Raw genomic sequence first — 12,363 nt, forward strand, 5'->3', positions numbered from 1 at the left:
CGCGAGGGGCGACGACGCCCCGTTCGAATCCTTTTGAGGAAGGTCCAGGCGATGAAGCGCAAGGTCGCGGTGTGTGTCGGGGTGATGGTCGCGGTGGCGGCGGGAGCGGCCGGAGCCGAGGAGCGGACGGAAGGCACTCCTGCTTCGGAGCCGCGCCCCCTCTCCGCGCAGGAGGCCCCGGCTCCGGACGCTGTCGCTGACCAGGGCGCCCCGGCCGTCGCGGTCCCGGTCTCCGCGCTGACCCCCGCGCCCCTCGTGGAGGCCGCGACGGGCGGCGAGCCCGTGAAGGCCGCCGCCGTGGCCCAGCAGCGCTCGGACACGGAGGAGATCCACGTCCCGGCGGTGCTGATGGCCATGCCGCACGTGAGCACCGCGGGCACGGCCACGGAGCGGCTGGTGACCACGTTCGCGCTCGGCGCGCTCGGCACGCATGCGAAGCGGGTGGATGGCATGGCGATGTCGCTGGGCGCGAACTGGGTGGGCGAGCTGTCCGGCGCGCAGCTCGCGCTGGGGGCCAACGTGGTGCGCGGCCCCGCGTCCGGCGCGCAGTTCTCCGTGGGCGGCAACGTCGTCACCGGCGACCTGGAGGGCATCCAGGCCGCGGTGGGCCTCAACGTGGCGAAGGGCACGGCGGCGGCGGGCCAGTTCGCCGTGGGCGGCAACGTGGCGGGGGGCGCGCTGTCCGGCGGCCAGTTCTCCGTGGGCGCGAACATCGCGGGCTCGGGCGGCGTGGGTGGCCAGTTCTCGGTGGGCGCGAACATCGCGGCCGCGCCGTTCAAGGGCGTCCAGGCGGCGGCGGGCGCCAACATCGCCCCGTCGCTGTCGGGCCTCCAGGCCTCCACGGGCCTCAACTACGCGGGCCGGATGGAGGGCGCGCAGCTGTCGCTGCTCAACGTGAGCGGCGATGTGTCCGGCGCGCAGGTGGGGCTCATCAACATCGCGGGGAAGGCGGACGGGCTCCAGCTGGGGTTGATCAACGTGGCGCGCGAATCCCAGGGCGAGGCCGTGGGCCTGCTCAGCTTCATCGGCAACGGCCAGGCCAACGTGCAGCTGTGGGCGAGCGACATCGCGTACACCAACATCGCGGTGAAGTTCGGCGGCCGGCACTTCCACACGCTGCTGACGCTGGGCTTCAACCCGGGCACCGACACGCACCGCCGCCGCTACGTGGGGGGCGCGGGCTTCGGCGCGCACATCCCCGCGGGGCCATTGTTCTTCGACCTGGACGTCATTGGCAGCAGCGTCCACGCCGACAACCTCTTCCGCGATGGCGACGGCCTGAACGTGCTGGGACAGTTGCGGCTGGTGGCGGGCTGGCAGGTGGCGAAGCGGTTCGCGCTCATCGGCGGCGTCACCGGCAACACGCTCGTGACCTGGGACAATGGGGACCGCTGGGAAGAGCTGGGCATCGGGCCGGAGTGGCGCAGCGTCTCCGACGGGGGCCGCACCACCGTGCGCGTGTGGCCGGGCGTCCTGCTGGGCGTGCAGCTCTAACGCGGCATCTGATTCGAAGTTCGGGAGGGAACCATGTGGAACCGTTTGGGGATGGCCGTGCTCGGCGCGGGCCTGATGTCCGGCTGCTACTTCACCGACGAGCAGCAGGGTGACGGCAACACCGTCACGGAAGCGCGCGCGACGACCGACTTCCTCACCGTGGAGAACCGGGGCTCGATGGAGGTGGTGGTACGCGAGGGCGAGGTGCCGGACGTGAAGGTCACGCTGGATGAGAACCTCCAGCACCGCGTGCGCACCTTCGTATCCCCTGGCAACACGCTCGTCATCGAGACGGACGGCTCGTTCGAGCCCCGCGGTCCGGCGCGGGTGGAAATCCAGGTGCCGCGCATGGTGGGCGCGACGCAGGATGGCTCCGGCTCCCTGCGCGTGGAGGGCTTCGAGCACGTGAAGGAGGACGTGAAGCTGGTGGCGAAGGGCTCCGGCTCGCTGAGCTTCTGCGGCGGGGTGCGCACCCTGGAGGCCAAGCTCAGCGGCTCCGGGAACATGGAGCTGTGCGCGGCCGGCGAGGGCCTGGCCGAGTGGGTGGACCTGTCGCAGACCGGCTCCGGGGACCTGAAGTGGGCGGGGTCGGCGAAGCAGGTGCGCGCCCGCACGGATGGCTCGGGCTTCACGACGCTCACGGGCGTCACCAACCGGCTCGAGGCCTGGCTGGACGGCAGCGGTGGCATCGGGGCCTCGGGCCTCCGGTCCGTGGACGTGAACCTCACGTCGCGGGGCTCGGGGACCATGACCGCGTACGTGGATGGGGGCGGGGCGAGCATCCTGCTCGACTCTTCCGGGAACGTGGACCTGTACGGCCACGCGCTGTCCACACAGGTGCGGGTCACCGGCAGCGGCCGGGTCAACTGGCACTGACCACCTTGTCCTCGACACCCGTGGACGGCACGGGTGGGGAGGCAGGCGGGCCATGGCAGGGACCCAACGGGCGATGGTGCTCGATGCACCGGGACAGCGCCTGCGGCTGGAACACCGGCCCATCCCGGAGCCCGGGCCGGAGCAGGTGCTGTTGAGGGTGCGCGCCTGCGCGGTGTGCCGCACCGACCTGCACGTGGTGGACGGAGAGCTGACGCGCCCGAAGCTGCCGCTGGTGCCGGGCCACGAAATCGTGGCCACGGTGGTGGGGGCGGGCGAGCGGGTGGAGGGCTTCGCCCCCGGGCTGCGCGTGGGCGTGCCGTGGCTGGGGTGGAGCTGCGGGCAGTGCCGCTTCTGCCGCTCCGGCCGGGAGAACCTCTGCGACACGGCGCGCTTCACCGGCTACGACCTGGACGGCGGCTTCGCGGAGTACACCGTCGCGGATGCGCGCTTCTGCTTCCCGCTGCCCCCGTCGTACCGCGACGTGGAGGCCGCGCCCCTGATGTGCGCGGGGCTCATCGGTTTTCGCAGCCTGCGCATGGCGGGGGAGGGCGGGCGGCTGGGGCTGTATGGCTTTGGCGCCGCCGCGCACATCCTCATCCAGGTGGCCCGGCATCAGGGGCGCGGGGTGTATGCCTTCACGCGCGACGGCGACGCGAAGGGCCAGGCGTTCGCGCGCGAGCTGGGCGCGGTCTGGGCGGGAGGCTCGGGCACGGTGCCGCCGGAGCCGCTGGACGCGGCCATCCTCTTTGCTCCCGTGGGCGCGCTGGTGCCCGCCGCGCTGAGGGCCGTGGACAAGGGCGGGGTGGTGGTGTGCGGCGGCATCCACATGAGTGACATCCCGTCCTTCCCCTACTCGGTGCTGTGGGAGGAGCGCGTGGTGCGCTCGGTGGCGAACCTCACGCGCCAGGACGCGATGGACTTCCTGTCGCTCGCGCCGCGCGTGCCCGTGCGCACGGAGGTCCAGGTGTTTCCCCTGTCCGCCGCGAACGAGGCGCTCCAGGCCCTGCGCGAAGGCCGCGTGCGCGGAGCCGCGGTCCTGGACCTGACGGCGGCGGAGTAGGGCCTCGCTGGAGCGAGTGCCCGCGCGCCTGTCCGCCCGGATGCTTGGGCACAGGGGGAGTGCACAGCTTTCGCGGCACGGAGGCTGCGCACCCCATGAAAGCGCTTCAGGAGACAGGGCCGTTCGAAGGGTATGACTCGGAGATCCACCCGCTGGGCTCGTATGGCGTCCTGGTAGGGACCTTCAGCACGACCGTGCTGGGCTTCCTGGGCTGGATGGGAGCGACAGGGCGGCGCCTCCCGGAGCGCTTCAGCGGCGGCGACCTGGCCCTGTTCGGGGCCGCCACGCACGTCGTCACCCGGATGGTGGCGGCGGACAAGGTCACGGCGGTGGTGCGCGCCCCGTTCACGCGGTTCAAGGGCGACGCCAGCGCGGGTGAGGTAAGCGAGCAGGCCCGGGGCACGGGGTTCCGTCGCGTGATGGGCGAGCTGCTGGACTGCCCCTTCTGCCTGAGCCCGTGGGTGGCCGCGTCCTTCCTCATCGCCGCCACGGTGCGTCCCCGGCAGACGCGCTTCGTGGCCTCCATCTTCGCCCTGAGCGGCACGTCCTTCTTCCTGCACCGGACCTATGAGTGGCTGGGCGAAGGGCTGCACCGCACCCGTGCTCAGGCGCGGAGGCTCCAGAAGGAGCAGGAGGCGCAGGAGGAGGACTCCGAAGCGAACGTGCAGCTCCCGGGCCGGGGGCCGCAGGTCGTCGAGCCCGGCCGCGCCCCCATCCCGTCCCCGAGCTGAAGGGGTTGAGCCGGACCTGACCCTCCATCCCCCTGGATGAGAAGGTGAGAGCCCGGCGAGGCCCCCGGCGGCGGCGCACCGTCAGAACCTGTCCGACAGTCGGACAGGTTTGGAGAACCGGGGCCGGGAGGCCGCTGGTCCAGCCGGGCACCGGCAACCTGTCCGACAGTCGGACAGGTTTGGAGAACCGGGGCCGGGAGGCCGCTGGTCCAGCCGGGCCCCGAAAACCTGTCCGACAAGCAGACCGTTTGGGACCGCGTGGGGCGGGAGGTGGACAGCCGGGAGGTCCGGAGCCTAGAAGCCGCGCGTCCGCGATGACTGCTCCCGTCACCTCCGAGTCCCGACAGCGCTGGTGGAGCCTGCTCGTGCTGCCGGGCCTGGTGCTGCTCTGGCTGGGCGTCGTGGTGGTGCCGGTCTGGCTCCAGGCCGCGCGCTTCTGCTTCGCGAGCTACGACCTGGGCATCTACACCCAGGCCCTGGCGCGGCTGTCCTTCCAGGAGCCAAACCCCTGGCTCAGCGTCCGGCAGGTCCACGTGTTCGCGGACCACTTCGACCCGGTGCTGTGGGTGGCCCGGCCGCTGGTCACCGTATTGCCGGCGAAGTGGGCGGGGCTCGTGGCGGAAGGGGCCTTCGTCCTGCTGTCGCTCGCGCCGCTCGTGTGGCTCCAGGCGCGGGGGATGCTGGACCGGGCCTCCACCGCGCTCCTGGGGGCGCTGCTGTTGTTCAACCCCGGCACGACGGCCGCGCTCACCTTTCCCATCCATCCCACCACGTGGGCCATGCTGCCGTGGACATGGCTCGCGGTGGCGTACGGCCTCAAGCGCACGGGGTGGATGCTGGGCGCGCTGGTGGTGCTGTTCGCGTGCAAGGAGGAGTTCCCCTTCGTGGGCCTGGTGCTCGCGGGAGGGCTGTGGCTGCGCGGCGAGCGGCGGGCCGCGCTGGCGGTGTTCGCGCTGTCGGCGGCGTGGCTCGCGTTCGTGTTCCTCGGGCGAGCGGGGTGGCTGGGCCAGACGGTGGACTACCGCTCGCGGCTGCTGCCGGAGCCGGGCCAGGGCTGGGGCGCGTACCTGCGCGAGCGGCTGGCCGGAAAGCAGCTCTCACGCATCGGCACGTTGCTGGTGGCCTTCCTTCCGCTGAGCCTTTGGGCGTGGCGCCGCAAGTGGAGGCCGGATCCGCTGTGGCTGGCGCTGCTGTTGCCCATGCTGGCCATCCGCTTCACGGGCATGGCGTGGCGGTTCCAGTACGGCGCGCCCCTGATGGCCGCGGTCGTCATGGTGTTCCTGCCGCTCCTGCGTCAGCACCGCCCCCCGGCCTGGGTGCTGGTGATGACCGGGCTGCTGCTCTACACGACCAACGACAACACCGTGCGCGCCGCGAGGCGTACCCTCTTCACGCCGGAAGCCTTCCCTGCGCACTGTCCTGTCTCGGGCCCGCGTCTTGCCAGCGTCCAGAACGCGCTGGACGTCCTCGCCGCGAACCCGGGCGGACGGGTGCTGCTGGAGGGCAACCTCGTCGCGGAGGTGGGGGCACGGGACGACGTCTTCGCGGTGGGCGGGCCGCAGTCCGACGACCTGGTCTACGACTGGGTGCTGGTGGAGAAGCCGCCCTTCGGCAGCATCTGGCCGCTGCCCGCCGGACGGATGGAGGCGCTCATCGGCGTGTGGCGCTCGGGAGCGGACACGCAGGTGCTCATCGACGACGCGCACGTCTTCCTCGCGCGAGGCCGCTTCACCGTGAGTCGCTGATCCTCACGTCGCGGCAATGGCGCGAGGGACGTGTCGTAGTCCAGGCATGCATCTCTTCCTCCTCGTGGGCGGCCTGCTGACCGCGGCGGCCCCCTCCCCCTACCTGGACTCGCGGACCACGGGCGCGGCGTATTGCTACGACCCGCAGAGCCCCGTGCTGCGCGAGGCCTTCCGCGGCCCGAAGCCCACGCCCGACACGCGCCTGGACAGCGCTGCGCTGGCGGAGGACGTGCGCTTCCTGCATCAGCTCCTGCGCACCACGTACTCTGGCTGGCCGGAGCTGCTCGCGCACCGCGCCTTTGATCCGGATCGCTTCTTCCAGGACTGGAGCGCGAAGGTGGCCGCGTCCGGGCCCACGGTGTCCTTCCAGGACGGCGTGCTCGCGCCGACCATCGCCGTCCGTGAGGCGCTGACGGACAACCACTTCGGGCCGTCCGGCTTCTTGAGCATGCTGGACGAGGAGCCACGGCTCGCCTTCCGCGAGTACCAGGCCGATGCGCCTCCGGGGCTCGCGCTGACGTCCTGCGACGCGAGCACCGTGACGGGCGCGCAGGTGGACACGCTGCGGGTAGCGCCGGTGCTGAAGCCGGATGGCTCGCGGGGCCAGCGGCTCACCGTGTCCGCGCGGGGCGGCGGTGACACACGGACGCTCCGGTGCGGCGACACGTCGTTGCCGCTCACGGTCCGGCCTCCACGTCCGGCCCGGCAGTTCGCGCCGAAGGACATCTACACGTACGAGCCGAAGGGCGACGTGGGCATCATCACGATCCGCCGCTTCTCCGGCCCGCCGGAAGCGGAGGCCGGGCTGCGCCAGTTCGTCGCGGACGCGCCGAAGCACCGCAAGCACAAGCTGCTGGTGTTCGACCTGCGCGGCAACGGCGGCGGCAACGACGGCTACGTGTACGAGTGGCTGGATGCGATGGTGCGCGGGCCGTGGTTCTCCTCCGGCGAGGTGTGGATGCACGGCGCCTTCTATCCGTGCTTCGAATGGAACTCGCGCGTGCAGCGGCAGGCGATGGATGGCCGGCTGGACACGCCGGAAGCCAAGGCGGAGCGTGAAGCCCTCCGAGCGAAGTGGCCCGTGACACCGGAGCCCTCGCGCCCCGCGTTCGACAGCGGCCGCGTGGAAGGTCACGCGAAGACGCCCTTCACGGGACGCATCGTGGTGCTGGTGGACCGGGACTCCGCGTCGTCGGGAGAGAGCGGAGCCTACGCCCTGCACCGGGCGACCGGCGCGCCGATGGTGGGCGAGCGCACGGGTGGCTTCCTCACCTACGGCAACGCCCCCAGCTTCGTCCTGCCGCGCACGGGTTTCGCGTGGGTGGTGCCCACCAAGCGCAATTATTTCGCCGAACCCGTGGAGGGCGTGGGACACGCGGTGCAGGTGTACCTGGACGCGGAGGAGCTGGGGCGGCCGGTGACGGAGCTGCTGCCGCGCCTGCGCAAGCTGCCGTGAGTCAACGTGCCCCGAGCATCGGGGCGTGCGTCCCATCGTGCCCCGCCACGGAGGGGCCGTTATAGGAGTTCCCGTGGGCCCCCGCGGTTGGCAGGGCCCATGCAATGCCTTGAATCCACACCGGCTCCCGAGCACGGAGCCCTACCCGAGGCGGACGATGAAGCGCGCACTGCGAATCACCTACCGGGGCATGGAGACGAGCGACACCCTCAACGAGCACATCCGCGACCAGGCGGACAAGCTGGAGCAGTTCTTCGACGGCATCACCGGCTGCAACGTGGTGGTGGAGGAGCCACACCGGCACCACGCGCAGGGGCATCGCTTCCACGTCCGCGTGGAGCTGCACGTGCCGGGCAGGGACATCATCGCGGACCGCGAACCCGCGGAGCCCACGGCCCACGCGGATGCCTACCAGGCCGTCACCGACGCCTTCGAGGCCGCGCGGCGCCAGCTGCAACACCACGCGGACCGCCAGCACGCGCACCACCGCTGAGCTCCGCGAGCGGGCCGCTGCCGCACGCTGGACACTGACCCGGCCCTGGCGGGCGGAAGGGCTCCAGGGCCGGAGCCGCTAGCGTCACGACGGACGGACACCTCCCAGGAGGCGTGCGGAATGAAGGCCTCTTCCACCCGCGGGTGGCTCATGCTCGCGGGAGCGCTGTGGTTGGGCGGCATCGGCACGGGTGTCGCGGTGCTGGCCCGCTACTCGCTCACGCCCGGCGCCGCGCCGGTGACGGCGGCGACGTGGCCGGAGGGAACGCGGCTGTCGCGTCAGGCAGGACGTCCGGTGCTGGTGATGCTCGCGCATCCGAAGTGCACCTGCACGCGGGCGAGCCTGGTGGAGCTGGCGGAGGTGATGGCGCACGCGGATGGACGCGCGGAGGCCTATGTCCTGTTCCTGCGTCCGGAGGGACTGGAGGACGGCTGGGAGCAGGGCGACCTGTGGCGCACGGCCGCGAGCATCCCGGGCGTCACGGTGCTGCGCGACCCGGACGGCCTGGAGGCGAAGCGCTTCGGCGCGACGACCTCCGGGCACGTGGTGCTCTACGGCGCGGACGGGCGCCTGCGCTTCAGCGGAGGTATCACCGTGGCGCGCGGGCACGTGGGTGAAAGCCTGGGGCGTGAGGCGCTGGAGCGGGTGCTGCGCGAGGACGGCGAGGGCGGCGGCACGCCGGTGTATGGCTGCGCGCTGAAGGAGTCCCGGGAGGGCTGAGGCGCGCGGATGTCCGCCCGAGGTCGGATGGGCGCGGGAGCGTGTCTGGAGTTGGACGTCCGGGGGAAGGGCGGTTGGCGCGGGAGCGGCGTCTGGGATTGGCTCCGCGCGCCTTGGCTGGCCGTGCCACGTTCATCGCGGGGGGAGTCCAAGTCCATGTCGCTCGACCACTACGTCACCCTGGGCCGCTCAGGCCTGCGCGTCAGTCCCTTCTGCCTGGGAACCATGACGTTCGGCGAGGACCTGGGCTGGGGCAGCAGCGTGGACACGTCCAACGCCATCCTGGACCACTACATCGAGCGGGGTGGCAACTTCATCGACACGGCGAACGTGTACACGTTCGGGCACTCGGAGAGGATCATCGGGGACCACCTGGGGAAGCACCCGGGGAAACGCAACCGGGTGGTGATTGCCACGAAGTTCTTCGGCAACCTCTTCGAGAAGGATCCGAACGGCGGCGGCGCGGGCCGCAAGTCGGTGGTGGCGGCGTGCGAGGAGTCGCTGCGCCGGCTTCAAACGGACTACATCGACCTGTACTGGATGCACGCGTGGGACGCGAACACGCCCATCGAGGAGACGATGCGGGCGCTGGACGACCTGGTGCGCTCCGGCAAGGTCCGCTACGTGGGCTTCTCCGACACGCCCGCGTGGAAGGTGGCGCAGGCGCAGGTGACGGCGTACTTCCGGGGTTGGGCGCCGCTGGTGGCGTTGCAGATTGAGTATTCGCTCCTGGAGCGCACGGTGGAGGGAGAGCTCATCCCGATGGCGCGGGAGCTGGGGCTGGGCGTGACGCCGTGGTCGCCGCTGCGCAGCGGGGTGTTGAGCGGCAAGTACACACGGGAGAACGCGGGCAGGCAGAAGGCGGACCGGGGCGCGTGGGCGGAGTCGTCGCTCAACGAGAAGACGTACCGGCTCATCGACGTGCTCCAGCGCGTGGCGAAGGAGCAGAACACCTCGGTGGCGCGCGTGTCGCTGGCCTGGGTGCAGGGCCGGCCGGGCGTGGCGTCCACCATCCTGGGCGCGCGCACGCTGGAGCAGCTGGACAACAACCTGGGCGCGCTGGACGTGAAGCTCACGCCGGAGCAGGTGAAGGCGCTGGATGACGAATCCCAGCCCACGCTCAACTTCCCGGCGGCCTTCCTCCAGGGAGCACCGTCCTTCATGCACGCGGGCCTGCGAGTGAACGGAGTCCAGGCCCCGCCCAGCAACCTGACGCCCAAGGCGGGCGCCCCACGGTACTGAAGCCTGGCCGTTCGGACGAGAGGGACGCGCCGTGTCGGGGCGTTCCGTATGATATGTCCAGAACGTACGTTTCTTGAGGAATGGCCATGATGGAAGTCAGCATCACCGAAGCGCGCGACGACCTGGCGGAGCTGCTCAACCGTGCGGCCTACGGCAAGGAGCGGCTCGTCCTCACCCGGCACGGCAAGAAGCTGGTCGCGGTGATTCCGTTCGAGGACCTCCAGGCGTTGGAGGCGCTGGAGGACCGGCGGGACATCCAGAAGGCGGACGCCGCGCGCCGGGAGGCCGAGGGACAACCGCGCGTCTCGTGGAAGCAGGTGAAGGCGGAGCTGGGGCTCGCGAAGAAGGCGAAGAAGCCGGCTAGCGGTAGATCTCCCTCCGGTGGCCCAGCTCGACGATCAACACCACGAGCCGGCCGTCCTCGACCTGGTAGATGACGCGGTAGTCGCCAACGCGGATCCGCAGGTAGTCGCTCCCCTTGAGCTTCTCCGCACCCATGGGCCGGGGCTCCATGGCCAGGGCGTCGATCCGCTTCGCGATACGGCGCTGATGGATCGGATCCACCGCGGCGAGCTGCTTCGCGGCGCTCTGGAGGAACTCGACCGTATAGGTGGTGGCGGGCTTCGTGCTCATGCGAGGCCGGTAGGCCCGGAAGGTCTACCTCCCGCTCCTGACATGGCGGGTCGGGCGGTGGAAACCCGGGGCCTGTCGGCACACCGGCGCACAGTGTGGAGTGCGGGGCCTTACGTTTCGGGCCTCGTTCGCGGGCAAATGACTGCTGGAGCGTTCACGGCTGGACGCTCGCGGTAGCGCGAACGGGGGTCGTTCCTAACATCGGCCCCCTGGCAGTGAGTCGGGTGTTGGGGCGGTCTGGCGCGGTACGGGCGGCGGGGAGGGTGGCGTGAGCGAGCTACTGACTGGCGATGTGTCTTCGCGGGCGCAGGTGGGCGGTTCGGACTTCTCCCGCGACCCCGAAGCCTTCGATGCCGAGCTGGATGCGTGCCTGGATCGCGCGCTCACCTCTCCTTCCGAAGACAACGACATCGTGCCGGAGTCCTTCGCGACCGGCCCGCTGCGCACGCTGCTCGACCTGGCCTCCACGGAAGAGTCGTGGATGCAGTCGCTGCCGCCTCCGTCCAACGACAACACGGAGCCCGAGCTCACGCTGTCCGCCGAGGCCGCGAACTTCGTCATCCCGGAGTGGCTGCGCGCGGAGGAGCCCCCGTCCAACGCCTCGCAGGAGCCCTCCTGCGGCGCCGTGACGTCGTGGGACCCCGCGTCGCCGTCACCCGCCTGGGCCACGCCCGGCTCACCGGCCGCCGCCTACGCGCCGCAGCCGCCGCAGCCGTGGATGCCGTACGCCCCCGAGGCGCCCGAGCCTCCGCCGCCCGCCATCGCCGACGCGTCCACGCGCATCCTCGGCATGAGCCCCATGTCCTTCGTCAGCGCCGTGGCCATGGGCGCACTCGCCGCGGGCCTCCTCGTCGTCGCGGGCCTGCGCCTGACGTCGAAGGATGATCCGCATGCCGCGCAGCCCGCGCAGACCGTGGTGGGCGCCGTGCCGGGTACTTCGCAGCGCACCGTGGGCACGCAGATCGGCGCTCCGGGCACGCAGGGCTTCGCGGCGGCTCAGCAAGGCGCTTCGGCCTCGCAGGCCGGTGCTCCGGGCACGCAGGGCACCACCGGCGCCCCGTACTTCACGGGCACGCAGGCCTACCTCGGCGCGCCCGGTACGCCGGACTTCTCGCAGTCCATCGCGGGCGGCGTGAACACGCCCGCGCTGACGGACGCGCAGCGCGCCGCGCAGGCCCTCACCCCGAACACGCCGGTCCTCGCGGGCCCCTCGAGCGCGGGCCTGACCACCGGCCTGCACACGCTGGCCCCGGACCCCACGCCGTCCACGCAGCCCGCTCCGGTGACGAAGAAGAAGGCCCCCGTGGCCCAGCGCGCGGCCACGCTCGAAGCGCCCGAGGACACCGGCGAGGTCCGTGAGATGTCCTTCGGCGGCGAAATCTCCGAAGAAGAGCTGGCCCAGGCCCGTCAGGCCGCCGCCGAAGCCGAGGCCGAGGAGGCCGCGCAGCCCGAGTCCGAGATCGACGAGGACTTCGCCCGCGAGCTCGGCTTCACCGACGAAGCCGAGTCGGAGGCCTCCGCCCCGAAGCAGGCCCAGGAGAAGACCGTCTACATCCCGCCCGCCCCGACCTCCGAGCGCGAGCAGCTCACGCCCGCGGACGTCACCAACGTGGTCGTCACGAACCAGCCCGCCATCGCCGCCTGCGTCCAGAACTTCAAGGCCGGCACCGCGCTGGAGAACGGCGGCCGCTTCCAGGTGCGCTGGTCCGTGGACACCACCGGCACCGTGTCCGGCGTCGCCATGGAGACCGAGGCCCTGAAGGGCTCCCCGCTCGCCGGCTGCATCGAGGACCAGGTGCGCGGCTGGAAGTTCCCCGTGCACCGCGTCGCCCTGAACGCCCCCGTGCGCTTCCCCTTCGTCTTCTAGCCCGCCCTGCCTCCAGGGAGGGGGCCCTGGACAAACGAAACATGCA

At 71.6% G+C, this 12,363-nt stretch carries 12 protein-coding genes; 11 read left to right on the forward strand and 1 reads right to left on the reverse strand.

What is annotated here, in order from left to right; translation table 11 throughout:
- The first annotated feature begins 51 nt into the window (after positions 1-51).
- The 10 genes from NR792_RS29435 (at position 52) to NR792_RS29480 (ending at position 10,254) form a co-directional block, all read left to right on the forward strand.
- Complete coding sequence (locus NR792_RS29435; protein ID WP_375756025.1) at positions 52-1,494, forward strand: hypothetical protein; 1,443 nt, start codon at positions 52-54, stop codon at positions 1,492-1,494.
- Positions 1,495-1,527: 33 nt separating this feature from the next.
- Entirely contained in the window at positions 1,528-2,370 is an 843-nt protein-coding gene (locus NR792_RS29440; RefSeq protein ID WP_375756026.1) for a GIN domain-containing protein, read from the forward strand.
- A gap of 52 nt (positions 2,371-2,422) precedes the next feature.
- Positions 2,423-3,430 carry a zinc-dependent alcohol dehydrogenase family protein gene (locus NR792_RS29445; protein ID WP_375756027.1) on the forward strand — a complete coding sequence of 336 codons (1,008 nt, stop codon included), beginning with the start codon at positions 2,423-2,425 and terminating at the stop codon, positions 3,428-3,430.
- Between the two features lie 95 nt (positions 3,431-3,525).
- Positions 3,526-4,161 carry a DUF1360 domain-containing protein gene (locus NR792_RS29450; RefSeq protein ID WP_375756028.1) on the forward strand — a complete coding sequence of 212 codons (636 nt, stop codon included), beginning with the start codon at positions 3,526-3,528 and terminating at the stop codon, positions 4,159-4,161.
- Between the two features lie 314 nt (positions 4,162-4,475).
- A complete protein-coding gene (locus tag NR792_RS29455) occupies positions 4,476-5,906 on the forward strand; it encodes a DUF2079 domain-containing protein (RefSeq protein ID WP_375756029.1) in 1,431 nt (476 codons plus the stop codon).
- Between the two features lie 46 nt (positions 5,907-5,952).
- Positions 5,953-7,362 carry a S41 family peptidase gene (locus tag NR792_RS29460; protein WP_375756030.1) on the forward strand — a complete coding sequence of 470 codons (1,410 nt, stop codon included), beginning with the start codon at positions 5,953-5,955 and terminating at the stop codon, positions 7,360-7,362.
- Positions 7,363-7,519: 157 nt separating this feature from the next.
- On the forward strand, positions 7,520-7,855 hold the full coding sequence (locus NR792_RS29465; protein WP_375756031.1) for an HPF/RaiA family ribosome-associated protein: 336 nt from the start codon (positions 7,520-7,522) through the stop codon (positions 7,853-7,855).
- Positions 7,856-7,975: 120 nt separating this feature from the next.
- Complete coding sequence (locus NR792_RS29470) at positions 7,976-8,575, forward strand: RedB protein (RefSeq protein WP_375756032.1); 600 nt, start codon at positions 7,976-7,978, stop codon at positions 8,573-8,575.
- 156 nt (positions 8,576-8,731) lie between these two features.
- Complete coding sequence (locus NR792_RS29475) at positions 8,732-9,817, forward strand: aldo/keto reductase (RefSeq protein WP_375756033.1); 1,086 nt, start codon at positions 8,732-8,734, stop codon at positions 9,815-9,817.
- 86 nt (positions 9,818-9,903) lie between these two features.
- Positions 9,904-10,254, forward strand: a complete 351-nt coding sequence (locus NR792_RS29480; RefSeq protein ID WP_375756034.1) for a type II toxin-antitoxin system Phd/YefM family antitoxin — start codon at positions 9,904-9,906, stop codon at positions 10,252-10,254.
- On the opposite strand, the gene NR792_RS29485 is transcribed toward NR792_RS29480, so the two are convergent.
- Entirely contained in the window at positions 10,178-10,450 is a 273-nt protein-coding gene (locus tag NR792_RS29485) for a type II toxin-antitoxin system RelE/ParE family toxin (RefSeq protein WP_375756035.1), read from the reverse strand. The two genes, NR792_RS29480 and NR792_RS29485, sit on opposite strands and share 77 nt — an antisense overlap.
- 268 nt (positions 10,451-10,718) lie before the next feature.
- Between NR792_RS29485 and NR792_RS29490 the strand changes: the two genes are divergently transcribed.
- On the forward strand, positions 10,719-12,317 hold the full coding sequence (locus NR792_RS29490) for an AgmX/PglI C-terminal domain-containing protein (protein WP_375756036.1): 1,599 nt from the start codon (positions 10,719-10,721) through the stop codon (positions 12,315-12,317).
- Positions 12,318-12,363: the final 46 nt, after the last annotated feature.

Source organism: Corallococcus exercitus (assembly GCF_042231735.1).
GTDB lineage: Bacteria > Myxococcota > Myxococcia > Myxococcales > Myxococcaceae > Corallococcus > Corallococcus exercitus_B.